Consider the following 26,024-nt stretch of genomic DNA (forward strand, 5'->3'; position numbering starts at 1 on the left):
TGTAGTCTTAAAATTAATGCCATGAAAATAGCTGATTTAAAACCAAAAGTTTTAGAAATTTTACAACAGCCTGAACTACCTATTAATCATAAAATGCAAGCTGTTTGTGATTTGCTGCAATCTAATGTAGACACTTATGACTGGGTAGGTTTTTATATGGCACATGAGACAGAGCCTACTCTACACTTATGGAATCAAGCGGGAGAACCTACAGATCATACTGTAATTCCTTTTGGTAAAGGAATTTGTGGTCAGGTAGCGGTCTCAAACAAAAACTTTGTGGTAGATGATGTGCACGCTCAAGATAATTATATCGCCTGTAGCATTCATGTGAAAAGTGAGGTAGTCATACCTATGTTCAAAGATGGAAAAAACATAGGTCAGATTGATATCGATAGCAACACGCCTAATGCATTTAATGAAGAGGACGAGCGTTTTCTAGAATGGGTCAATGAATTAGTTGCTGCCCAACTATAGTATAAGCCTTTAAGACTCCTTTCGTAAAATTACTATTTTATTCTATTATAGTGTTATATTTAATTAAATTGCTGCCATGAATTACCTATTATACTTTGATGCTGGTTTAGGAGCCATGATTGCTCAAGCTGCCATCGCTGCATTAGCTGGCTTTGTTTTATTCTACAAAACAGTTATTGCTGTTATTAAAGGATGGTTAGGTATGAGAAAAGAAAAGAAAAACGGCAGCTTTGACAGCAGCTATGAAAAAGATCCTGAAAATAATTAATGCTCAGACATCCTTCATCATATCGAGATCCTTCTGGCTTTATGTACAAAGAAAACGGTCTTTATTACAGATGGATCAATCCAGTTTTCTTCATAGAGTACAATCAGGCAAAATCAGAAGGGATCTATCAAAAACTATTTGATAAAGGCTGGCTTATCCCGCATAAAGAAATTAGCTCTAGCGATGATAAAATAATCATCCAACCTGAGCAATTGGGTTTTATTACTTATCCCTATGAGTGGAGTTTTACACAGTACAAACATGCTGCACAACTCACCTTAAGGATTCAAATATTTCTCTTAGAAAATGACTTTTCTCTTAAAGATGCTAGCGCATTTAATATTGCTTTTCACAAAGGAAAAGCAATATTTATCGACACTTTAAGTATTGAAAAGTATAAAGAAAATACTCCTTGGAGAGCTTTGAAACAATTCAACGAGCATTTTTTCGGGCCATTATTACTTGCGCAAAAACATGGTGGTCGCTATTTGAAGACATTACAGCATTCTATCAATGGATTAGATCTCAATGACGTGAAAAGACAATTAAGTTTTATGTCTCGATTTAACCCTACAATTTATAGCCACATTCATTTGCTTTCTAAATTTCAGAATAACAATGAAAAAGAGAACAACACAAATAAAGAGGTTCACCTTTCTAAGCCTTCACAGATTAAAATGCTCAAAGCACTAGAACAGCATATCGATGCCATGACTTCTGCAGAGAATACCGAGTGGTCCAGTTATTATAATGAAATAAACTATCAAGAGACTTCCTTTCAAATTAAAAAAGAACTTATAAAAGAATGGTGTCGCGACGTTAATGCAGCAAAAGTTATCGATCTAGGCGGTAACGATGGCACTTTTGCAAAAGAATTGTTACCACAAACCGATCAAATAATTGTAAGCGATATCGACCAGCCAGCGATAGATCAATGTTACTTAAACTTGTTACAATCTAAGGAACAGAAAATTATACCTATAGTTTGCGATTTAATGCAACCATCACCATCTATAGGTTTCCACAATTCAGAGAGAGATTCATTTACCTCTAGAGTAATTGATTTTGAGCCAGATGTAAGCATGGCGCTTGCGTTAATTCATCATATAACTCTTACTGGAAATGTACCTTTCGAAATGAGTGCTGCATATTTTGCACAATTATCAAAGTATTTGATCATAGAGTTTCCAGACCGTACCGATAGCTGGGTGACCTATATCTTGGATAGCAAACGAGAAGCTCGACATTTATTTGATGGTTATAATAGTTCCGCTTTCGCGAAAGCGTACCAAAAAGAATTTAAATTGATCAAGTCAGAGAAAATTCAAGGCACAGAGCGCACGTTATTTCTTTTTGAAAGACATGAAAGATAAAATTTTACATTTCCTTTCTGAAGATAAACACCGCTGGTGGACGGTTACTGTTATACCAGGACTATATGCGATCGCGTATTTGTATCTTAAAAATTTTACTGTAGTTAATTCATGGCAACAATTATTAAGCTTTATCGCTTGTTTTATAGTGGTCCCATCGGTACTATTTTTAGGTGTCGATTTTTTCTTTAAGAAGAAGTTTCCAACTAAAAGACCACAATTATATTGGTCGTATTTCTTGATTAACTTTTCCATTATATTTTCTCTATCTATTTACTTGGGATGGCGATGGAAAGCTCTTTTACTATTTGCTTTTATCGCAATAGGCTCTTCTTATTTTACCGCAAAACATTACAAAAAACTAGTTTTGCTTTTATCCTTTATGTTGTTGATCGCATCTAGCCAGCTGCTTTATTATCTAGTTACAAAGGTCTATAATAGTAACGATTGGATTGAAGAAATGCCTTTTGAGACGGCTGTATTTAATCAGCGCCCTAACGTTTATGTGATACAGCCAGACGGTTTTGTAGGCAAGCGAGCAGGAGATAATCCTCTTTATAATTTAAAGTTAGGTGAGTTTTATAACACTTTATCTGATCTCGGCTTTCAATTCAATGATGAATTTAGAAGTAATTATCCTACTACCCTTGCATCTAACAGTACTTTGTTTACAGCTCAGCACCATTATTTGAATTATGGAGATATAGGCAACGAGTTGATAAATGCACGAGACATTATTCTAGGAGATAATCCAGTAATTAAAACTTTTAAAAAGAATGGATACCAGACTAACCTTATTTTAGAACATTCTTATTTGATGCTCAATTATCCAGAAGTGGCTTACGATAGAAATAATGTTTCTTATGCTGATCTTTCTCCTCTTTTACCCAACTATTTTCTAGGTAAAGATTATCAAATTGATTTTGAGAATATGGTTTCTAACTCTGGCAATAAGCCTCAGTTTTTCTTTGTAGAGATTTTAGAACCCAGACATATTTCTTTCAGTAAAGATCGAGAAGATGCTATTGCATTTGAAACACGACGCTATCAGCAAGAGGTTGATTCCATTTCAAAAAAGCTAATAGAAATGGTACGTTTCATTGAAAAGAGAGATCCAGAAGCAATAATTATGCTCGTAGCAGACCATGGAGGTTTTGTAGGCTACACGCACACTGGTGCTGCTTATAGCGAGCCAGAAAATGATGAAGATTTAAAGCAAAGCATATTTAACGCTTTATATGCGATTAAAGCGCCACCAGAATTTGAATCTCATCGTAAAGATGTAAAATCTAGTATTAGTGTATTTCCAGCTCTGTTTAATTACCTATCTGGTCAGAATGAAACCAATCTACTAAAATTAGATAATAGTAGTTATTTACTGATCGACAACAACTCTGATAAAGAATTGTATCAATATTTTGATAATAATGGTTACTCAGTTTCTCAAAAGCTGAGTAAAGATTCTATAACTAATTAGCTTCCTGCAGCCTCATACGTCTAGAATTCTATCCTAGCAAGCTTACCTTATTTTATTAGTCATTATTCTATTGTTGCATTGCTGAACTATCGTCTTATTAAACCGGAGCATAGTTAGATTAATAATCCCGCTTTCGCGAAAGCGGAATAGCAACAGAAGTAGTTGTAATAAAAAAATGATTTACCTCAGTTGTGTAACTGAGATAAATCATTTCTAAAGTTTTGTTTATTAGTGCTCTTCTCTACTCGATCACTAGTTTTCTTACTAGCTTATCTCCTTCTTCGGTAGAAACCTCTAGAATGTATAAACCTGTTTTCAAGTCGCTATCTTTCCATTCATATAATCCTTGTGCGCTGAACTCAATCGCTCGATCGCTGATTAGTTTTCCGGAAAGGTCGGTTACTCGTAATTTTGCCTGCTTGCTTGCTAGTTGTGAAGATTGCATGCTTATAACCGCATTAGTCGCTGCTGGATTAGGATACATCGTGAACGCTGCTCCTGCTATAGTATCTTCTACTCCTAACGTGACATTCTCAAATCTTAATTGGAAACGATCTGCCGCTATACTTCCTATTATAGAAGCATCTACTGTAAAGTTGAAAGTATTGAATCCATCTACTAGAGGTGTTGATGTACTTGTGTACTGATCATAAATATAAGCATCAACAGATGTAAGCCCTGTAAGGTCTATCGTATAGGTATAATCGGTATCACCATAGTTGTAATGATTTAATTGTATCACCTCATTATGAACTGGTAGCGATCTTCCTGCAACTGCATAATTGTTTGCTAACTGCTCTACGGCTACACTCTCATCAAAGTTCATGATCTTAACATAATCTCCAGCTCCTATAGCATTTGAATAATTAGAACCAAAACGTATCAATAACCCATCACTTAATGAGTTCCCGCTAGTAAAACTTGCAGTATCATATAAGGACATTGAGATAGATGCTGGTCCTGTAGATGGAATGCTTGTTACTGAATTTGAAGCTCCTGTTACTAAACCACTGATATCCGTCTGATCTGGTCTGTAGCTGATCACGGCATCATTGGTAGGCCCGTTTGCTCCTGCATTTGCTCTTACAAACACTGCTTGTCCTGGTTGTATGAATCCATTGTTAGCACTAGCTGGTGTTGCTATTCCTGCGCCGCCTCCATCAAATCCTGTGTACGTCACATAAGCTCCACCACTACCTGTTAAACCACCTAGGGTTGGATCCCAATAGTACACAACGTCATCTTCTATGTTTGTACTTGCATCAATAAGGTCTTCTACCTTAACCGCGTTTTGGTATGGATTTCCTGTAAAAATAAAGTCGCTTTGCTCTACATCATAGCTTTTTGAGATAGGCTTGTGCTCTAGAATTCCTGTTGATCTTAATACCGTAGCACTACTACTAGTGTTTGTTGTTAAATCAACATTACGGTCTCCACGTATATAAAGTAAGTAAGCTTGAGCCACTTTTAAAGAATCGGCTGCTTGATTTGTACTGGTAACTACATTAAAACTTTGACTGGTATCATTACTATAAGTGCGCATGCTATTTGCTCCAGAAGAAGTCTGATCAAATCCAGTTGCAGCATCTACCATTCCTACTGTTCCAGAAGTTCCTGTAATATGAGTTCCAAATCCTGATGGTGAAGCACCGTTTTCTTGCCATTGAGAGAAAATCGTACTCATAGAAGAAACTGGCGAGCTTACAAATCGATAAGCACGACCTCGTACACTGTTGTTTTCTGGTATGAACTGCTCTACTTGTACTAATCCTGTGATACTTGCATTCTCAGAAGATCCACTAGTAAAATCAATAGGATTATAAACAGCTGTACGATCATCTGTTGACTTAAATGTAATCGTTTTTGAGAAGTTTATTGAGCGATCACTCATCTGAAATTCTTCATAAACATCCATTTCTAAATCAACATCAACTGTATTTGCATTCCCATTCTCATTCACATAAACAAAAGCGCCTATGTATGCATTCCCTGTTCCACTAATCGAACTCAACGACTGATTAGTGATAATTACGATTGCAGTAGCGGTTGAAGGGATTCCTCCTGAAAGTGGATTCAAAGCTCCGTCAATTTCCATCTTATAATTAAGTAACAGGTAATCATAGGAAATACTTGCGTTCTGTGCTACATATAGACTTCCTACACTCGGCGGAATAGGTTGTGTACTGTTTTCTGATGGCTGCTGAAAAGCGTCGCCAGCAAGTACTTCTACCCTTTTGTGTGGATTATTTACTAATTCAGGATTACCGTTTGGTGCTTGCCATCCATTATTATAGGTGTAAATCACAGGCTCAGACACATCTATACAATAATCTATACTAGAATTATCATTGCTATATACTTGAACATAATACGTATTTCCAGCCGTAAGTCCTTTGGCATCTATAAAAGTACCGTCTAATAATTCTACCCCTGGTAGTACAGATGAAGAAGAACATGCTATCGCTGAGCCTAAAGTAGAAAAATCACCAGGTGTGGACGGTGCTTCATACAAAGCTAATGTCAATGCGATACTTGGAGATTGAGGTCCAAAAGTATCTATTCCATCATCAGTAATCTTAATCAATGCATCTCCACTACTAGAAGCTACAAATGTAAACCACTGAGATGAAGCTTGGGCAGGAGCAAATGGTGCACCTGTATCAAAAGCACAATCAGGAATATCTTCTCCCAACTCCAATGTAGAATCTTGAATATCATAAATACTTCCTGTACAACCAGCTCCATAAACTAAGGCAGTAGGTGTTGCTAAATTATCATTAGATGAAATAGTCACAGATTGTGAAGCACTATTAGGACATGTTCCAGTTGTTGTATAGGTCACTAAATAAGTTCCAGCCGTAGAAGCTGATAAGTCTATCGTTCCAGTCATACTATTTACTACCAATCCTAGACCACTTGAAAAACTTCCTCCTCCTAGTCCAGTAATCGTCGGTGTAGGGTCGGCATCTGAAGCGGAGTAAGAGCTAGCAGAGTAACTAAAGCTTGCATCATCCAATCCATTTATGGTTATTGTCGCCGTTGAAGTATTTGGGCAAGTACCACCTGTTGTATAAGTTACAGAATATGTCCCTGGTGTAGATGCTGAAACATCTATTGCTCCTGATGAGGCGTTTAACGACAAACCTGCGCCACTTGTAAATGTTCCTCCTCCTAAGCCTGTAACTGTTGGTGCTGGATCTGAGCCGTCTGCACAATATGCAACTGCGCTATAATTAAATGAAGCATCGTCTAAAGGCGTTACATTTACCACTTGTACACTAGTATTTTGACAACCACTAGAAGGAGTCGTATATTGTATAGTAATTTGATCGCCTGCTAAAAAATTAGATAAGATTCCAGATACGCTATCTATTGTTGCGCCACCTGATCCAGTCTGACTAGAGATTGAAAACACTCCGCCAGCTGTCGCAACTCCCGAAATCGTGTTTGTTGAAGACTCACAGAAATCTGTACTTGTAAAATCAGCATCGTCTAAAGGCGTTACATTTACCACTTGTACACTAGTATTTTGACAACCGCTAGAAGGAGTCGTGTATTGTATAGTAATTTGATCGCCTGCTAAAAAATTAGATAAGATTCCAGATACGCTATCTATTGTTGCTAAACCTGATCCAGTCTGACTAGAGATTGAAAACACTCCACCAGTTGTCGCAACTCCCGAAATCATGTTTGTTGAAGACTCACAGAAATCAGAAGAATTGAAACTTGCATCATCCAAAGGTGTAGGTGTTATTGTTATAGTACTGCAACTTCCAGGTGTCACGCATCCACCTTCACCTCTCACAAAATAAGTTGTTGCAGTATTAACTGCTGAAATTGAAAAACTACCTGTTGTAGTTGTACCTAATAAAGTACCACCACAGGAACCTGTATAAATATACCATGCGTTAGCGTCATTTAAGCTACCTGAAATATTAATCGTTGCACTGGAACCTACACAAACTGTACTAGGTGAGCTAGTAAGAGTTGGAATATCTGGATCGCTACAAGGTGTAGGCACTACAGGACTTGTAAAGTCGATTGAGCGTATTTCAAAATTTGCAGGTGGTCCTCCACCAGTTACGGTAAAAACAATTTTTGCAACACCTAGAATAGGTAAGTCGTCTCCAGAAAACAAAGGGTTAACTGAGGTTTCTGTTGTTGTAAGGGTTCCAGAGATAGTCATCGAGCCAACTGGATTATCATCTTTATCGAAATATTGAATTGTAGTACCTGTATAGGTAGATGAACCTGTAAAATTTGCAATTCGAATATCGTTTAAATCGAAGGACTCTGCATCTACATTATCAGCTTGGATAGTTAAAACTTCTGTACCACCTGAAAAAGATTCATCTGAGCCATATAAAAGGTTCAAATCATGATTCAGATTGTTACTTGCAACTAACTCTGCAATATTGTTAATTGTTTTAAATCCTGTACCTCCAGAATCAGCAGCACCCAAACCAGAAAAAGTCTGAGGAGCATAAAAATTGGACATATTTATTCCTGGAATTTCTGAGTGAAATGATTTTATAATCGAAGACTCAGAAATTGAACTAAAATTAGTTCTTGTGTTAGTTAAATCATCAACATTTTCTGTAGTTGGGATTTCAAATGAGTTGGTATAATTTACCACAGGCTCAGCAAACTTACCAGAAGTTTCGTTGAAAATCAATGTGACAAAAAGTAATGAGAAGAGATAATGAGTATAGTTTTTCATAGTAATCTTGGGTAGTAAATAAAAACATATCGTCGATATAATTACTGACGACAAGCTATTGTTAATTAAAAAAATGATTAAGAAAAATTAATTTCTTGAAGGGTACGTACCGACTAACGCAATGATGTAGTTCAGAGCTAAAAAAGGGCTTCTATTTTCATGCGACAATTGTTGCCCAGTATTACTAAGCGTAACCTCTACATTATTTGTACCCATAGGAACCGAAGTTACAGGACCAGCATCATACATATTGGTGGTTACCGAAGTTCGTCTCGTAACACGAGTAAGCGGTATACCAAGATTTGCCGAACTAGCTTCATGATCATCCCCATTAGAAGATGATGCTCGTACCGTTCCAGAGGCTGAATGATTATGTTGTGGCAGTTGTAGCTGATTTAGGGTGACACTTTCTATTCCACTTCGGCTACCCAATTGTCGATTGGATAAACCTGGACCTTGACCGGAACTAACTGCAACTCTTCCTCTCAAATCAGGAATACCAAACGTAGTTCTTCCATCACCACCATATGTTGTACCTACCAGAGAAAACAACGCTGAATTACCAGAAATGGCAAGCAGTTGACCGTGACAAAGTGCCCAACCGCGAGGGGCAAAATTACCTGCAAACAGTTTAATTTGTGCTATAAAAGGGTTCATAAAGATGGTTTTAAATTAATTTCTAGAAGGAAAGACTCCTTGAAGTGCTATAATATAATTAATTGCTAGAAAAGGTTGCATATTCGTATGTGATTGAGAACTTCCGGAGTTCCCAACTGTGACATCAACATTATTAGCTGCCATTGTTCCATCGTTTGCTCCAGACGTATACACTTGAGTATCTACAGTTGTTGTAGGGTTTAAAGGAGTACTTGCTGAGGCAAAGTTTGCACCAGCAGGATCATTACTAGTACCAGTACCACTTGATGCTTTTGCAGTACCTGATGCGGTATGCGTATGAGAAGGTATTTGAGTTTCATTTAGAGTAACACTTTCTAATCCACCTCTTTGACCAAGGTTGTAACTACTAAGCCCTGGACCGTTTCCTTGACTAACAGCAGCTCTACCTCTTAAATCAGGTAGAGCAAATGTGGTTCTTCCATCACCTCCGTAAGTAGTTCCTAAAATAGAAAAAAGTGCTGAGTTTTGACTTATTGCTAGAAGTTGTCCATGACAAAAGGCCCAGCCTCGAGGGGCAAAATTGCCTGCAAACGTTGTGATTTCTCCAAGAAAAGGATCCATAATTAAAATGTTTTTTGGTTAATTGACTCTAAATATAACACTTAAAACAAATAACACCCAAATCCATGTGAACAATAAAACTTACCCAATAGAATAATATTTGATTCGAGCTACTTTCTGATAATCAATGTCATAAATAATTATAGACTCTATTTCTCCCGCTTTCGCGAAAGCGGAATAGCAACAGAAGTAGCTGTAATAAAAAAATGATTTACCTCAGTTGTGTAACTGAGATAAATCATTTCTAAGGTTTTGTTTATTAGTGCTTTTCTCTACTCGATCACTAGTTTTCTTACTAGCTTATCTCCTTCTTCGGTAGAAACCTCTAGAATGTATAAACCTGTTTTCAAGTCGCTATCTTTCCATTCATATAATCCTTGTGCGCTGAATTCGATCGCTCGATCGCTGATTAGTTTTCCTGAAAGGTCGGTCACTCTTAATTTTGCCTGCTTGCTTGCTAGTTGTGAAGATTGCATGCTTATAACCGCATTAGTCGCTGCTGGATTAGGATACATCGTGAACGCTGCTCCTGCTATAGTATCTTCTACTCCTAACGTGACATTCTCAAATCTTAATTGGAAACGATCTGCCGCTATACTTCCTATTATAGAAGCATCTACTGTAAAGTTGAAAGTATTGAATCCATCTACTAGAGGTGTTGATGTACTTGTGTACTGATCATAAATATAAGCATCAACAGATGTAAGCCCTGTAAGGTCTATCGTATAGGTATAATCGGTATCACCATAGTTGTAATGATTTAATTGTATCACCTCATTATGAACTGGTAGCGATCTTCCTGCAACTGCATAATTGTTTGCTAACTGCTCTACGGCTACACTCTCATCAAAGTTCATGATCTTAACATAATCTCCAGCTCCTATAGCATTTGAATAATTAGAACCAAAACGTATCAATAACCCATCACTTAATGAGTTCCCGCTAGTAAAACTTGCAGTATCATATAAGGACATTGAGATAGATGCTGGTCCTGTAGATGGAATGCTTGTTACTGAATTTGAAGCTCCTGTTACTAAACCACTGATATCCGTCTGATCTGGTCTGTAGCTGATCACGGCATCATTGGTAGGCCCGTTTGCTCCTGCATTTGCTCTTACAAACACTGCTTGTCCTGGTTGTATGAATCCATTGTTAGCACTAGCTGGTGTTGCTATTCCTGCGCCGCCTCCATCAAATCCTGTGTACGTCACATAAGCTCCACCACTACCTGTTAAACCACCTAGGGTTGGATCCCAATAGTACACAACGTCATCTTCTATGTTTGTACTTGCATCAATAAGGTCTTCTACCTTAACCGCGTTTTGGTATGGATTTCCTGTAAAAATAAAGTCGCTTTGCTCTACATCATAGCTTTTTGAGATAGGCTTGTGCTCTAGAATTCCTGTTGATCTTAATACCGTAGCACTACTACTAGTGTTTGTTGTTAAATCAACATTACGGTCTCCACGTATATAAAGTAAGTAAGCTTGAGCCACTTTTAAAGAATCGGCTGCTTGATTTGTACTGGTAACTACATTAAAACTTTGACTGGTATCATTACTATAAGTGCGCATGCTATTTGCTCCAGAAGAAGTCTGGTCAAATCCTGTAGCTGCGTCTACCATTCCTACAGTTCCAGAAGTTCCTGTAATATGAGTTCCAAATCCTGATGGTGAAGCACCGTTTTCTTGCCATTGAGAGAAAATCGTACTCATAGAAGAAACTGGCGAGCTTACAAATCGATAAGCACGACCTCTTACACTATTGTTCTCTGGTATGAACTGCTCTACCTGTACTTGCCCTGTGATACTGGCTGTACTAGATACTGTAGAGGTTGGAAAAGCAAAGTTTTGCGAATTAAACACCGCGGTACGATTATCAGTTGATTTAAATGTAATCGTTTTTAGAAAGTTCATAGGACGGTCACTCATTTCAAATCTTTCATAAACATCCATCTCTAAATCTACGTTGACAGAGTTGGTATTTCCATTCTCATTTACATAGGCAAATGAACCGATATTTGCTTTACCTATTCCAGTTATAGCAGTTAAAGATTGATTTGTTGTAGATACTGCTGCGGTGGCTGTCGTAGGTATTCCTCCTGAAAGTGGATTCAAAGTTCCGTCTATCTGCATCTTATAGTTGAAAACTAAATTATCATAGGAAACACTTGCATTTTGCGCTACGTATAAACTTCCTACACTTGGAGGAACAGGTTGACCACTATTTGTCAGAGGCTGCTGCACGGCATCTCCATTTAAAATCTCCACTCTTTTATATGGGTTATTAACTAGCTCTGGATCTCCATTTGGTGCTTGCCATCCATTATCATAGGTGTAAATCACAGGCTCTGACACGTCAATACAGTAATCAATACTTGAGTTGTCATTACTGTATACTTGAACATAATACGTGTTTCCTTGGGTAAGCCCCTTAGCATCTATAAAAGTACCATCTAAGAACTCCAAAGGTGGTGTAATAGATGTTGATGAACATGCTATAGCTGCTCCTAAAGTTGAAAAATCACCAAGCGTAGACGGTGCTTCATAAAGACTCAAAGTTAAGCCAATACTAGCTGACTGAGCTCCAAATCCAGAGATACCATTATCAGTGATCTTAATTAACGCATCTCCACTACTAGAAGCTACAAATGTAAACCACTGAGATGAAGCTTGAGCAGGAGCAAATGGTGCACCTGTGTCAAATGCACAATCTGGAATATCTTCTCCCAATTCCAATGTAGAATCTTGAATATTATAAATACTTCCTGTACAACCAGCTCCATAAACTAAGGCAGTAGGTGTTGCTAAATTATCATTAGACGCTATAGTCACAGATTGTGAAGCACTACTAGAACATGTTCCAGTTGTTGTATAGGTCACTAAATAAGTTCCAGCCGTAGAAGCTGACAAGTCTATCGTTCCAGTCATACTATTTACTACTAACCCTAGACCACTTGAAAAACTTCCTCCTCCTAGGCCAGTAATAGTTGGCGTTGGGTCGGCGTCTGAAGCGGAGTAAGAGGTAGCAGAGTAACTAAAGCTAGCGTCGTCCAACGCATTAATGGTTACTATAGCTGTTGAAGTATTTGGACAAGTACCAACAGTCGTATAAGTTACCGTATACGCGCCTGGTGTAGATGCTGACACGTCTATTGCTCCTGAAGATCCATTGATAGATAATCCTGTGCCACTTGTAAATGTTCCACCTCCTAAACCTGTGATTGTAGGAGTTGGGTCTGCATCATCTTGACAGTAAGCGCTAGCAGAGTAGCTAAAGCTTGCATTATCCAGTGCATTAATGGTTACTGCAACTGTTGAGCTGTTCGGACAAGAACCTGAAGTTGTATAAGTAATCGTATATGCTCCTGGTGTAGAAGCTGACACGTCTATTGCACCTGAAGATCCATTGATAGATAATCCTGCGCCACTGGTGAATGAACCACCGCCTATACCAGTAATCGTCGGTGTTGGATCTGATTCATTTTGACAATAAGCGCTAGCAGAGTAACTAAAGCTTGCATTATCCAGTCCATTAATGGTTACTGCAACTGTTGAGCTGTTCGGACAAGAACCTGAAGTTGTATAAGTAACCGTATATGCTCCTGGTGTAGAAGCCGACACGTCTATTGCACCTGAAGATCCATTGATAGATAATCCTGCGCCACTTGTGAATGAACCACCGCCTAAACCTGTAACCGTAGGTGCTGGATCTGTATCATCCTGACAATAAGAGCTTGCAGAGTAACTAAAGCTTGCATTATCCAGTCCATTAATGGTTACTGCAACTGTTGAGCTGTTCGGGCAAGAACCTGAAGTTGTATAAGTAATCGTATATGCTCCTGGTGTAGAAGCTGACACGTCTATTGTACCTGATGATGTGTTGATAGACAAACCTGCGCCACTTGTAAATGTTCCTCCTCCTGAACCAGTAATAGTTGGAGTTGGATCTGATTCATTTTGACAATAAGCGCTAGCAGAATAACTGAAGCTTGCATCATCTGCTCCAGAAATACTTATAAATTGATTGGAACTTGCTGAACAAACTCCGCCCGTTGTATATGTTATTTGATAAAAAGCAGGAGACGAGGCAGATAAATCAATTAGACCTGAGCTACTATTTATAGAAAGTCCTGCAGGAGAACTAGTAAATGTACCTCCTGTTGTTCCTGATATCGTTGGAGAAACATCTGCACCATTAGAGCAATAACTAAAAGTAGAATAATTAAAGTTGGCGCTATCTGCTCCATTAATGGTCACATTTACACTAGAGCTACTAGGACAAGAACCTGATGTAGTGTATGCTATAGAGTAGTTTCCTGGAGTAGACGCTGATAAATCGATAAAACCATTTGATGGATTCAATGACAAACCGAATGTACTTGAAAATGTACCACCAGTTGTTCCAGTGATAGTAGGTAACGGATCTGAATCACTTGTGCAATAAGAAGAGGCAGAATAACTAAAACTAGCATCATCAACCGCAGTAGGATTGATGGTAATAGTACCACAACTTCCCGGAGTCACACAACCACCTTCTCCTCTTACAAAATATGTCGTTGAAAAATTTACTGCAGGAATCGCAAATGATCCAGTGGTAGTTGTACCTACTAATGAACCACTACAAGAACCAGTATAAATATGCCATGCAGTAGCATCATTCAAATTTCCAGAAATATTGATTGTTGCAGGTGAGCCTACACAAACAGTACTAGGTGAGCTAGAAAGAGTAGGGATGCTTGGTTCGTTACAAACTGCAACAACTGATGTTGCAGTAACTAAAAGGTCATCAAATAGCATTTCTTCTTGAGGACCTTGTGAATCAAAACGAACACGTACAACAAGAGATGTACCTGTCCCTGGAATAGCTTTAGTTATTTGTTGCGAATTTTGATTAATATTTATATCATCACCGCCTCCACTGATTCCGTTTCCAGCTACATCGTAGTAAAAGTTAGTATTTGGTGCACCTCCTGTATTAATAAGTGTTTGAAATGCACCACCATCAATAGAATATTGTACTTGTAGAAAATCACCTGGTTCATATCGGTTACCATCACTTCCACGTGGAGCGGCAAGACGAAATGTAAAACTCAATCCTGTTGCACCAGTAATATCAATTTGATCTGTATTAATAGAATGTGGTCCAAAAAAACCTGCACCATCATGATCCTCCAAAGCAATTACGTTACCAGAGAAACCAGAAGCTGGATTTCCTAAAGGTAAACCGCCTGAAGCTGCTCTTTGTATGTAATCGCTACCATTAATTGCAAAACTCGCAGGACCACCACTAGAGTTACGCAGTTGATAACCACTCATATCTGGACCTTCAAAACCATTAGAATAAAGAGTAACCTGTGCATGTAAGCTGACGGCACAGAATATGAACAATGCTGAGAGTAGTAATTTTTTCATAATAAATTTATTTAAACACGATTTTATAGTAAACAATCAAGGTGCTAGCATCAAATATGCTAGCACCTAAAAAAATTAAATCTATCAATTTCTAGATGGAAATGTTCCTTGCATTGCTATAATGTAATTAATACCAATGTAAGGATTTCTAGATGGAAATGGTTGTTGACCACCAGTATTCCCTAATTCAACACTTCCAAAACTTAAAGCTGTAGTTGACGCACCTTCTACAAATATTTCAGAAGACCCAATAGAGGCAGAACTTCCTGGTGAATCGTCATCAGCAGCAGCGTTAGACACTTTTATTTCACCTGTATGAGAGTGATTAGGTAAATTTAATAATGATAAACTGATTTGCTCATTACCGCTGCGCTCACCCAATCTAATGTCGGTTAAACCAGGACCTTTTCCCTGATGGATCGGAGACCTACTTCTAAAATCCGGTAACGCAAACGTTGTTCGACCATCGCCGCCATAAGTCGTACCTAAAATTGAAAAAAGTGCTGAGTATTGGGTTATTGCTAGTAATTGACCGTTACATAAAGACCAGCCACGTGGTGCAAAATTTCCGGCGAACATCACTATTTCTCCTAAGAATGGATTCATAATTTGAGTTTTAAATGGTTAGTTAAATTCTTGGGTAATTAATTTCTAGATGGAAAAATCCCCTGCATAGCTATTATAAAATTCACTCCTTCAAAAGGGTTTCTTAAATGAAATGGTTGTTGCCCTCCAGTAGCCAATGTTTGGACACTTCCAGAAGCTAAAGCCGTATTTGCAGAACCCTCTACAAAAATTTCAGATGCACCTATGGAAGAGCCTGAGCCTGGACTATCATCGTCTGCAGCGGCGCTAGAAACTTTCATAGAACCCATGTGCGTATGTGAAGGCATTTCAGAAATGGTTAATGTATGAGTCTCCGCTCCACCTCTTTCACCCAATTTGATATTAGTTAATCCAGGTCCTGTTCCTGGATGTATAGCTGTTCTACCTCTTAGGTCTGGCAATGCAAATGATGATCTACCATCACCACCATAAGTAGTTCCTAGAATTGAAAATAACGCTGTGTTTTGAGAGATTGCCAAAAGCTGGCCATCACAAAATGCCCAGCCTCTTGGTGCAAAATTTCCTGCAAAGGACACAATTTGTCCTATAAATGGATCCATAATAATTGAGTTTTTTGGTTATTAGTTGGATGAAAATACAACAAATAATATCCTAACCAATCATATAAACCGCTGTTTTTATCTAATTTAGGTGTAATTACCTATAAGAACATGGGTATAAATACCCATAGAAAGTTTGAAAATCAACAACTCACATTTCAAAAAAGCTATATCAAAGTAAACGTTAAGACTTGAATTAATGAACGAACTATACTAAAACCTAAATTGATCCATTAAAAAACTCCCTAGAATAAAATCCTAGGGAGTCATTTTTTAAAAGTTCGAGCCTTTAGTAGGATATAATAAATGAGCCATTGGTGACATCAAAGTTGTCAGGTGGACCAGTCATAAAGTTAAACGTCCCAGAAACGGTATTATTTGCAGCATCTGCTGCTGTTATAATTAAGTCACCGCTCACTGCTTGAGCCACATTACTACCTTCTACATAAGAAGCAGAATAAGTAGAACCAGCTCCCGATAACATATAAGTTCCTGGAACCACACTGTCTGGCATGGTAAGCACTATTGATCCATTACCATTACTACCTGTAACAGCAAGTATTCCTCCATTTGCCACACCATTAATAAGTGTAGGGTTCAAATTACTACCGTCTATAGTTGCGTTAAAAGAATTGGAAACTGCTCCTCCTGCACCACTTCCTAGAGCTGTGCCAAATGGCACTTGAAATATTACTCCTCTACGCATGTAAAGTGAATCTGCATTATTTGCCAAATAACTTACAAAGCTAAATTCACCTGTAACACCAGATATCGCATTTACTGAGGTAAGACGTACCTCACCAGTTCCGTTACCAAAATTTGTGGAAAAAGTATCGGCGCCATTAAAGGTGTACAACGCCTCACTTTGCGAGCCTGAACCTAATCTATAAATTCCTACACTATCATCTTCTAATCTCAACTCCAAAGTTTCTAATGGGGTCTGACCGAATAGCGATAAGCTACCATCGTCATTCAATGTTGCACTCATGCGGTCTGACTTAAAAAACTCGCCATTACGCACTGCTTGTAAAGCTGGAACGTTATCATCGTCAAGATTCTCTTCACAAGAAATAAAAGAAAAAACAGCTAGTGCTATTAATAAGTAAGTGCCTATCGTTTTCATAGTAATAAAATGTGTTTAAGCAAATGTAAATAAAATATAAAGATATGATGTATATAATTAAATAAATGATATTTTTGCAAACTCAAATTAATAATCAGGGTCGGGCACCCATAAACTTTAATAGTTATGCCAGTAAAAATTAGATTACAAAGACACGGTAAAAAAGGAAAACCTTTTTATTGGATCGTTGCAGCAGATGCAAGATCAAAAAGAGATGGTAAATATCTTGAAAAGTTAGGAACTTATAACCCTAACACAAACCCAGCAACAATTAATCTTGATGTAGATGGTGCTATAACTTGGTTAGAAAACGGAGCACAACCTACTGACACGGCACGTAACTTATTAAGCTACAAAGGTGTTATGATGAAAAAACACCTTAAAGGTGGTGTTTCTAAAGGAGCTTTTACTGAAGAGCAAGCAGAAGAGAAATTCAACGCATGGTTATCTGAAAAAGAAGCTAAGATTGCTGGTAAAGCATCTGGCCTTCAAGCTGATGCCGATGCAGCAGCTGAAAAAGCTCTAGAAGCTGAAAAAGCCGTTAATGAAGCTCGTATTGCCGCAAATGCTCCAGAAGTAGTTGAAGAACCAGCTGCAGATGGTGATGACGCAACAGGAGAAGAAGAATAAACCAAAGTCATGCGTAAAGAAGAATGTTTTTACGTAGGTACAGTAGTAAATAAATTTAGCTTTAAAGGTGAGCTGCTAGTTAAACTAGATACAGACGAGCCTGAGCTTTTTACAGAAATGGAATCAGTTTTTATCGAGATCGGTAAAAACTTGGTTCCATTTTTTATTGAAAAAAGTCAGTTGCATAAATCTTTGTTGCTTCGCCTTAAAATAGAAGACATCGATGATGAAGCTACTGCAGACAGTATGATGAAAAGAGATTTGTACCTACCTCTATCATTTCTACCAGAATTAGAAGGAAATAAATTCTACTTTCATGAAGTCATCAATTTTAAAATGGTAGACTCAAATCATGGTGACATCGGTATAATTACTGACATTAATGACACTACCACACAGGCTTTATTTGAGGTAGATTTCAACGGTAATGAAATTCTTATACCACTCAACGATCATTTTATCAATCAAGTAGATCGCAAGAACAAGACGATACACGTTACTACACCAGAAGGTCTAGTAGATTTGTACTTAGAATAATTAACTATCTCTATAATGGGTTTGTTTAAATTCAAAGAGTTTCACATTGCTCAAGACCGCTGTGCACAAAAAGTAGGTACTGATGGTGTTCTTTTAGGAGCCTGGACCACACCTCACAAGATTCCGCAAAATATTTTGGACATAGGAACTGGTACTGGAGTCATTTCTCTTATGCTTGCACAACGTTTCACTGCATCAAACATTGAGGCTATAGAGATAGATACAGATGCGTTTGAACAAGCTACAGAAAATTTTGAAAACAGTCCTTGGGGCGATAGGCTGTTTTGCTTTCATTCCTCGTTTCAAGAATTTTATGAAGAAGTAGAAGAACGTTTTGACCTCATTGTGAGTAATCCACCTTTTTTTGATTCCAACAGTTTAAAAAAAGAGTCTCAAATTGAAGAAAAAAGGCAGCAAGCACGATTTGATGATGCGTTACCTTTTGAAGAATTGGTTTACGGTGTGTATCAGCTGTTAGCTTTAGACGGCACATTTTCCTGCATCATTCCTAAAGAAAGAGAAGAACGTTTTCTTGAGATTACTTCTCATTTTCAATTAACTCCAGTACGTACAGTTTATATAAAAGGCACTGCTAATAGTCCTGTTAAAAGATGTTTGATGGAATTCCGCTTTCGCGAAAGCGTAAAAGAAACAAACACCACACCTACAATTGAACATCTCACGATAGAAATAGCAAGGCATGACTATACCGATGATTACATCAACCTCACCAAAGATTTTTATCTCAAGATGTAAGGCGATATTTATAAAAATATATCGAAATTTCTAACCACAAACCGTTTGTAGATTGCTATTTTTACGACCAATAGAAAACAGCTTAATAACTACTCTATCGATATAGTAGTTCTATAAAAAAATATCCAATGAAACCAGACTTATTTGAAGCACCAGATTATTATAACATTGACGATCTTTTAACTGAAGAGCATAAAATGATAAGGGACGCAGCTCGTTCATGGGTAAAGCGAGATGTTTCACCTATAATTGAAGAGGCTGCTCAAGAAGCAAAGTTTCCTAAAAGTATCATTCCAGGACTTGCATCCATAGGTGCTTTTGGACCTTATATTCCTGAAGAATATGGCGGTTCTGGACTAGATCAAATTTCTTATGGTCTTATCATGCAAGAAATTGAGCGCGGTGATAGTGGGGTGCGTTCTACAGCCTCAGTACAATCTTCACTAGTTATGTATCCTATATGGAAATACGGTAGTGAAGAGCAAAAGCAAAAATTCCTTCCTAAACTAGCCAGTGGAGAGTTTATGGGATCTTTTGGACTTACAGAGCCAGATCATGGATCTAATCCTGGAGGGATGATTACTAACTATAAAGATGCTGGTGATGGTGAGAATGTGATTCTTAATGGCGCTAAGCTATGGATTTCTAACAGTCCGTTTTGCGATGTTGCAGTAGTATGGGCAAAAAACGAAGAAGGCCGTATTCATGGTGTTATTGTGGAACGTGGTATGGAAGGTTTCTCTACTCCAGAAACGCACAACAAATGGTCATTAAGAGCTAGCGCTACAGGAGAACTCATCTTTCAAGATGTAAAAGTTCCTAAGTCCAATATCTTACCTAACAAATCTGGATTAGGAGCACCACTAGGTTGTTTAGACTCAGCTCGTTTTGGGATTGCCTGGGGCGCCATAGGGGCGGCAATGGATTGTTATGATACCGCATTGCGTTATGCAAAACAGCGCATACAATTTGGAAAGCCTATCGCAGCTTTCCAGTTGCAACAAAAGAAACTGGCCGAAATGATTACTGAAATTACAAAGGCACAATTACTAGCTTTAAGGTTAGGACAACTTAAAAACGAAGACCGAGCTACTAGCGCACAAATTTCTATGGCAAAACGTAACAACGTAGAAATGGCAATAAAAATAGCTCGTGAAGCGCGACAAATCTTAGGCGGAATGGGAATCACAGGAGAATACAGCATCATGCGACACATGATGAATTTAGAAAGTGTGATTACTTATGAAGGTACCCACGACATTCACTTATTAATCACAGGTTTAGATATTACCGGTGAGAATGCTTTTAAATAAGATATTTATTAATATTTGAAAGGCTTAGAAATAAATTTCTAAGCCTTTTTGTTTCAAAAATTTCATTATGAAATACGTTCAAATCTTTTTTTACTTTTTATTCACAGTTCCTGTTTTTGGGCAAATAAATATCAACGGCACATATAATATCATAAAATATGAAAGAAGCACGAAAATGATATTTATAGATGGAGAAGAAAAAAGTGTATTAACTTCAGAAACAAAATTTGAAGGAAAGAGTAATGCTAATATTACTTTCTTTGAAAACGGAACTGTTGTTACTGAAGGCTCCATTCTTTGTTCTGTAATTACCAATGATGAAGGCGAAATTTATGAAGAAACTGAAGAAATTAATTTAGATGATGAAGGCTCTTACAGCATTGAAGGAGAAGAATTAATTATAAGTTCTGGAGAGTTAATGACTTTCAAAATATTACAATCTAGTAAAAATAGATTCACAATAATGTATAAAGATTCTACAGAAGACGAATATGGACAGAAAGAAACAATGGCACTAATTGAATTTATGAAAGATTGAAAACGTTTTAGCAGAATATTATTCTCCTCAAAACAGAAACAAAGCCTGATTTTAAATTTAATGCGCAAGGCACTTACACATTAGTAACACAGTAATTAGATATTATTTTATTTAAAACGGTATTAAAATTGAGGGTTAGAAATCAAAATTACTAATCCTTTTTCATTTCTCTATTATGAAACTACTTATCAACTTCATATTCGTGCTATGCTGTATGTTACTAACAGCTCAAAACAACTCAAAATCTAGCTTTTCTAATGAAACTATAAAAAGGATTCATTTGCTTTCTCCTGGTTTTGAAATTGAACAGGATCTGAATAAAAACTTATCTTTCGTAGGGAACTTTGGTTTTTTCCCAGCTTTCTATAGTCAAGGTGGTAGTTTAAATAAAAGACGTGAAGGTATAGTATGGGCACCGTTTATAGATTTACAAGGCAGGTACTATACCAACTTTAATCGCCGACTTGACAAAGGAAAATCAATAGAAAATAATAGCGGTAATTTTATAGCATTAAAGCTTACTAACTACTTTCCAAGTGAAAATGATGAAGCTACTACAGATGCTTTGACTATAGCAGGTTTTGTCTATGGAATACAACGTACTTACTGGGATCATTTTCATATAAACCTTGAAAGCGGACTAATGGCAGACCTCAATGCCGCTCAAAATGACAGCTTTGTTTTGCCTTGGGTTTCTTTTCAATTAGGATATACATTTTAAACAATCCTTAAAGATTTGGGTTCAATTTAAGCCATTTGTAAGTCCTAATAATTAAAAACTTTTTCTCGACATTGTAAGTCACTTAATTTGTTTCATCTGCGATCAAAAGAAAGGTTTTATGTCCAGATAAAATCCAATACTTAGCATAAAAAAAGTCAGCTCAAAAGTAAGAGCTGACTTTTTTATATAGGTTTGATTTTAATTTACAAATCAATAGAATCTCTATGATCTTCTTTAAGCGTTTCACCACTTACATCTTGAACAGTTAAAATCTGCGGTGCGTGCTTTTTTATGGTAAGTTCTACTCCAGACTTAAGAGTCATTTGATTGACACTACATCCCACACAAGTACCTAAAAGTCGTACTTTTACATACTTATCTTCCTCGATAGAAACTAGCTCTATATCTCCATGATCACGTTGTAAAAAGGGTCTTATTTCTTCTAAGCCAGCCTCCACAGCAGTTTTTAATTCTTGTCCTGTCATCATTATTTCTTATTTACAGCACTACATCCAGCCATAGTGGTTATTTCTATCGCCTTTGTAGGTGGCAACGCGTCATTTCTACGCACGGTTTCTTGCACAACCTTTTTGGTAATTTCTATAAAGGCATTTTCTATATCTGTACCTTCTTGCATGGCTGCAGGCCTACCTATATCTCCAGCTTCTCTTATAGATTGTATTAGTGGTAATTCTCCTAAAAATGGAATATTCAAATCTTCAGAAAGGTTTCTTGCTCCATCTTTTCCAAAAATATGGTACCTATTTTCTGGTAATTCTGGTGGTGAGAAATACGCCATGTTTTCAACAATCCCTAATACTGGGACATTTATACTTTCTTGCTGAAACATAGCAACTCCTTTGCGAGCATCAGCTAGTGCAACAGTTTGAGGTGTGGATACTACTACTGCACCTGTAAGCGGTAGCGATTGCATGATACTTAAATGAATATCTCCTGTTCCTGGTGGAAGATCTACAATAAGAAAATCAAGATTACCCCATGCAGCATCAAAAATCATTTGATTCAATGCTTTTGCAGCCATTGGACCTCTCCATACCACTGCTTGATCTGGTTGTGTAAAGAATCCTATAGATAGAATTTTGACTCCGTAGCTTTCTACTGGCTTCATTTTAGACTTACCATCTACATTTACAGAAAGAGGTTTTTCATTGATGATATCAAACATTATCGTCGCACTAGGCCCATAAATATCAGCATCGAGAAGTCCTACTTTAAAGCCCATTTTAGATAGTGTTACAGCAAGATTTGCCGTAACTGTAGATTTACCTACACCACCTTTTCCAGATGCTACAGCAATGATATTATCAATACCAGGTATAGGTTTTCCTTTAATCTCTGGTTTTTTATCTGGGGTTGCGGCAGCTTCTACTTTTAAATTTACCTTGATTTGTGCCTTTTCATACACTTCTTTGTGGATCGCTTGTAATATAGAAACCTCTGTCTTTTTCTTTGCTTGAAGACTGTGGTTGTTAATGGTTACATCTACCACAACTTCATCACCAAAAACAAGAACGTTTTTAATCGCTCCACTCTCTACCATATTTTGTCCTTCTCCTGGAACCGAAATGGTTTCCAACGCTTTAAGGACATCTTTCTTTTCTATTTTCATCTTAAATTTTAGAGTCTTACAAAGATAACTCTCAGAACTCGTAGTTAAAAATCATTCTAAATAAAAGACATAGATTGTTCTTATACCGCTTTCGCGAAAGCGTATTTAAAAACAGTTAAATGATATTATAGACTTTCTTGATAATGAATACCTTCTATCATTAAAGGTCGCACCTCGTTTCCTAGCTTAAAACGAATAGTTTCTCCCACTTTTGCGCCCATCAACACTTTTGCTATAGGAGTGGTAAATGAAATTTTACCTTGAGCAACATTGGCTTCATCAACGCCGGTAATAGTTATTTTTTGACTAGAGTTGGAGTTTAAGTTTTTGAAGATTACCGTAGCCCCAAAGCGCACCTCATCCTGCGGTTGCATTTTTAAGTCAATAGGTCTTGCTTTGGCGATGCGTTCTTTGAGTAAATTTATTTTTCCCTGAATAAGAGTTTGCTCTCTTCTCCTTTCATTCTCGTCTTCTATTGTTATTGAAGAGAAATTATTTTCTAAACTTTTTAGCTCATCGTGTAAAGCAGTAAAACCAGAAGGCGTGACATAATTGATAACACCATCAGGCAACACAGCTCTTTGCGGTATCACTACTGGTTCTTCTTGATCGCCTTCTCTTACAAAACCTCTACTCATCTACGACATATTTTTGTAATAACTCTATGGTAGTGTATTCTAAAGCTTTATCATCAGTAGATTTGAGTGAAACCTTAGGAGCTTTTCCTACCTTTTCGGCCTCCAGCCATCTTAGAATGCACAAGCACCACTTGTCTCCAGGTTTCAAGCCTGGGAATTGATATGCAGGTATAGGTCTAGTAAGGTCATTTCCTTTAGACTTTGTAAAGTCTAGAAATTCTTGGGTCATTATGGCGCATACCACGTGCGTGCCTTGATCTTCATTTGCAGTACGGCAATAACCATCTCTCCAGTAACCAGTCATAGGATCAATACAACAAGATTCTAATGTGGTTCCTAGAACATTTAGTGCTTTGGGTTTTTCTGTGGTTTGTGACATACTAGTAGAGTAAATAAAAAGGGTTAATACTAATGTTAGAAACTTTGAATACATTATAGGTAGTAGAATTAATTAGTAATTTGAAAGTTACTGATAAAAACTAAACCGCTGCTGCTGCTTTATCAATTTGAGCTTTCAACTCATGTAAAGGTTGTACTCCAGCTCCTTTCCAAATTTGTTTCCCATTTTTAAAAATCATAAAAGCTGGAACTCCTCTTATTTGAAATTTAGTTGCCAGTGCTTGATTTTTATCTACATCAATTTTTAAAATACGCACCTTATCACCTAGTTCTTCTTTTAATTTATCTAAAACAGGCATCATGGTTTGACAAGGTCCACACCATGTGGCAAAAAAGTCAATTAAAACCGGCGTATCACTATTTGTTATTTCTTTAAAACTAGACATAAAATTTTATTTAAGTATGAAGGATATACAAAGATAAAAAGCAGTCGAAGCATTATTCAAAATCAAAACCTAAAGTTTACCCTAGTGAAATCGCTACATGTAGATTTCTAGTAGCTCCATATGTGTTGCTTCTAATTGTACTTCTGCTAATCCTGCAGGAAGTAATAAACACTCACCAAAACCCAATTTATAACTTGTTCCGTCATTTATCAAAGTACCGTTTCCTTTGACACACATATAAATTACAAATGAATCTAATTGTGAATAATCTCTATTCAACTCACCTTGAACTTGTAGAAAATTAGAATTGAAAAAAGGCGTATTAATCAGCTCATTAGTCTGGTTTATTTTCCTGTCATAATCGGTATGATAAGAATCTTGCAGTTCAAAATCTATAGCGTCTAGTGCATGATCTGTATGTAACTCACGTTTCTTGCCCGTGACAGCATCTTTACGGTCATAATCATAGATACGATAAGTCACGTCAGACGATTGCTGGATCTCTGCAAGCACAACTCCTTTTCCTATGGCGTGTATTCTACCTGTAGGAATATAAAAGGCATCACCTTCACTTACTTTAATTTCATTTAAAACCTCTGTAAGCGTATTATTTTTAAGGTGTTCTTGATAAGATTCCTTATCTATTTCTTGATTAAAACCTACAGTTATAGTGGCATCTTCAAAAGAAGGCATGATATACCACATTTCATTTTTACCAAAAGAATTGTGACGCTCTTTAGCCAGTTGATCATTAGGATGCACTTGTATAGAAAGAGGCTTTTTTGCATCTATGAATTTGATAAGCAATGGAAACTCGCCTTTATATTTTTGGTAAACTGATTTCCCTATAAAATCTTCCTTATATTCAGTGACCAACTCATAAATGGTTTTACCTGTATAGACTCCATTTTCCACTAGGGTCTCACTTCCTGGAACTGCACTAATTTCCCAAGTTTCACCTATAGATTCTTCCTCATAATCTTTACGAAAATGTGTTTTGAGACGTTCACCACCCCAAATACGGTAGTGAAATACTGGTTTAAATTTTAGGGGATAAAACTTCATTAATGACTAACTAACAGCATCAAGCCCGCAATTTAAGATATAGGCAGCACAAATACTATTATTTTATACTCTAGATCGCTTTGAGTTACGCTTTCGCGAAAGCGAGACAAGCATAAACTTCTATTAAAAACAACTTTGCAAAGTGATCAATATT

General features: G+C 37.1%; 23 protein-coding genes. 10 read left to right on the plus strand and 13 right to left on the minus strand.

Annotation, left to right across the window (positions count from 1 at the left end; all coding sequences use genetic code 11):
• The first annotated feature begins 21 nt into the window (after positions 1–21).
• The 4 genes from DDD_RS04120 to DDD_RS04135 all read left to right on the plus strand — a co-directional run bounded on the left by DDD_RS04120 (position 22) and on the right by DDD_RS04135 (position 3,595).
• On the plus strand, positions 22–477 hold the full coding sequence (locus tag DDD_RS04120; RefSeq protein ID WP_015361503.1) for a GAF domain-containing protein: 456 nt from the start codon (positions 22–24) through the stop codon (positions 475–477).
• Positions 478–553: 76 nt separating this feature from the next.
• Positions 554–745: a hypothetical protein gene (locus tag DDD_RS04125; protein ID WP_015361504.1), complete on the plus strand. Its 192-nt coding sequence runs from the start codon at positions 554–556 to the stop codon at positions 743–745.
• Positions 745–2,118: a class I SAM-dependent methyltransferase gene (locus DDD_RS04130; RefSeq protein ID WP_015361505.1), complete on the plus strand. Its 1,374-nt coding sequence runs from the start codon at positions 745–747 to the stop codon at positions 2,116–2,118. Before DDD_RS04125 ends, DDD_RS04130 begins: the two co-directional genes overlap by 1 nt.
• A complete protein-coding gene (locus DDD_RS04135; protein WP_015361506.1) occupies positions 2,108–3,595 on the plus strand; it encodes an alkaline phosphatase family protein in 1,488 nt (495 codons plus the stop codon). The genes DDD_RS04130 and DDD_RS04135 overlap by 11 nt, the downstream gene beginning before the upstream one ends.
• Before the next feature lie 241 nt (positions 3,596–3,836).
• On the opposite strand, the gene DDD_RS04140 is transcribed toward DDD_RS04135, so the two are convergent.
• From DDD_RS04140 to DDD_RS04170, 7 genes are all read right to left on the minus strand, one after another.
• Positions 3,837–8,315 (minus strand): T9SS type A sorting domain-containing protein, encoded by a 4,479-nt coding sequence (locus tag DDD_RS04140; RefSeq protein ID WP_015361507.1) that lies wholly within the window; start codon positions 8,313–8,315, stop codon positions 3,837–3,839.
• An 87-nt stretch (positions 8,316–8,402) separates the two neighbouring features.
• Positions 8,403–8,972 (minus strand): phage tail protein, encoded by a 570-nt coding sequence (locus DDD_RS04145; RefSeq protein ID WP_015361508.1) that lies wholly within the window; start codon positions 8,970–8,972, stop codon positions 8,403–8,405.
• Positions 8,973–8,987: 15 nt separating this feature from the next.
• On the minus strand, positions 8,988–9,554 hold the full coding sequence (locus DDD_RS04150) for a phage tail protein (protein WP_015361509.1): 567 nt from the start codon (positions 9,552–9,554) through the stop codon (positions 8,988–8,990).
• Positions 9,555–9,826: 272 nt separating this feature from the next.
• Positions 9,827–14,968: a T9SS type A sorting domain-containing protein gene (locus tag DDD_RS04155; RefSeq protein ID WP_041566921.1), complete on the minus strand. Its 5,142-nt coding sequence runs from the start codon at positions 14,966–14,968 to the stop codon at positions 9,827–9,829.
• Positions 14,969–15,052: 84 nt separating this feature from the next.
• Entirely contained in the window at positions 15,053–15,574 is a 522-nt protein-coding gene (locus DDD_RS04160; RefSeq protein ID WP_015361511.1) for a phage tail protein, read from the minus strand.
• Positions 15,575–15,612: 38 nt separating this feature from the next.
• On the minus strand, positions 15,613–16,134 hold the full coding sequence (locus DDD_RS04165; RefSeq protein WP_015361512.1) for a phage tail protein: 522 nt from the start codon (positions 16,132–16,134) through the stop codon (positions 15,613–15,615).
• A gap of 289 nt (positions 16,135–16,423) precedes the next feature.
• Positions 16,424–17,257: a DUF6252 family protein gene (locus tag DDD_RS04170; RefSeq protein WP_015361513.1), complete on the minus strand. Its 834-nt coding sequence runs from the start codon at positions 17,255–17,257 to the stop codon at positions 16,424–16,426.
• A 126-nt stretch (positions 17,258–17,383) separates the two neighbouring features.
• Here DDD_RS04170 and DDD_RS04175 point away from each other — a divergent pair, with 126 nt between their 5' ends.
• The 6 genes from DDD_RS04175 to DDD_RS04200 all read left to right on the plus strand — a co-directional run bounded on the left by DDD_RS04175 (position 17,384) and on the right by DDD_RS04200 (position 21,752).
• Positions 17,384–17,887: a 30S ribosomal protein S16 gene (locus DDD_RS04175; protein WP_015361514.1), complete on the plus strand. Its 504-nt coding sequence runs from the start codon at positions 17,384–17,386 to the stop codon at positions 17,885–17,887.
• Positions 17,888–17,896: 9 nt separating this feature from the next.
• Complete coding sequence (rimM, locus tag DDD_RS04180) at positions 17,897–18,424, plus strand: ribosome maturation factor RimM (protein ID WP_015361515.1); 528 nt, start codon at positions 17,897–17,899, stop codon at positions 18,422–18,424.
• Positions 18,425–18,439: 15 nt separating this feature from the next.
• On the plus strand, positions 18,440–19,180 hold the full coding sequence (locus DDD_RS04185; RefSeq protein WP_015361516.1) for a tRNA1(Val) (adenine(37)-N6)-methyltransferase: 741 nt from the start codon (positions 18,440–18,442) through the stop codon (positions 19,178–19,180).
• Between the two features lie 128 nt (positions 19,181–19,308).
• Entirely contained in the window at positions 19,309–20,493 is a 1,185-nt protein-coding gene (locus DDD_RS04190) for an acyl-CoA dehydrogenase family protein (RefSeq protein WP_015361517.1), read from the plus strand.
• A gap of 67 nt (positions 20,494–20,560) precedes the next feature.
• Positions 20,561–21,031, plus strand: a complete 471-nt coding sequence (locus DDD_RS04195; protein ID WP_015361518.1) for a hypothetical protein — start codon at positions 20,561–20,563, stop codon at positions 21,029–21,031.
• Positions 21,032–21,206: 175 nt separating this feature from the next.
• Complete coding sequence (locus tag DDD_RS04200) at positions 21,207–21,752, plus strand: hypothetical protein (protein ID WP_146250764.1); 546 nt, start codon at positions 21,207–21,209, stop codon at positions 21,750–21,752.
• Positions 21,753–21,955: 203 nt separating this feature from the next.
• Here the strand turns inward: DDD_RS04200 and DDD_RS04205 are convergent, their stop codons facing one another.
• From DDD_RS04205 to DDD_RS04230, 6 genes are all read right to left on the minus strand, one after another.
• A complete protein-coding gene (locus DDD_RS04205; RefSeq protein ID WP_015361520.1) occupies positions 21,956–22,237 on the minus strand; it encodes a NifU family protein in 282 nt (93 codons plus the stop codon).
• Positions 22,238–22,239: 2 nt separating this feature from the next.
• Positions 22,240–23,382: an Mrp/NBP35 family ATP-binding protein gene (locus tag DDD_RS04210; RefSeq protein ID WP_015361521.1), complete on the minus strand. Its 1,143-nt coding sequence runs from the start codon at positions 23,380–23,382 to the stop codon at positions 22,240–22,242.
• Between the two features lie 125 nt (positions 23,383–23,507).
• Positions 23,508–24,020, minus strand: coding sequence for a GreA/GreB family elongation factor (locus tag DDD_RS04215; RefSeq protein ID WP_015361522.1), 513 nt, complete (start codon positions 24,018–24,020; stop codon positions 23,508–23,510).
• Entirely contained in the window at positions 24,013–24,399 is a 387-nt protein-coding gene (locus tag DDD_RS04220; protein ID WP_015361523.1) for a DUF2237 family protein, read from the minus strand. Before DDD_RS04220 ends, DDD_RS04215 begins: the two co-directional genes overlap by 8 nt.
• Before the next feature lie 100 nt (positions 24,400–24,499).
• On the minus strand, positions 24,500–24,805 hold the full coding sequence (gene trxA, locus DDD_RS04225) for a thioredoxin (protein WP_015361524.1): 306 nt from the start codon (positions 24,803–24,805) through the stop codon (positions 24,500–24,502).
• 93 nt (positions 24,806–24,898) lie between these two features.
• Positions 24,899–25,870: a type I phosphomannose isomerase catalytic subunit gene (locus DDD_RS04230; protein ID WP_015361525.1), complete on the minus strand. Its 972-nt coding sequence runs from the start codon at positions 25,868–25,870 to the stop codon at positions 24,899–24,901.
• Positions 25,871–26,024: the final 154 nt, after the last annotated feature.

The sequence above is a fragment of the Nonlabens dokdonensis DSW-6 genome (assembly GCF_000332115.1).
In the GTDB taxonomy this organism is placed as follows: domain Bacteria; phylum Bacteroidota; class Bacteroidia; order Flavobacteriales; family Flavobacteriaceae; genus Nonlabens; species Nonlabens dokdonensis.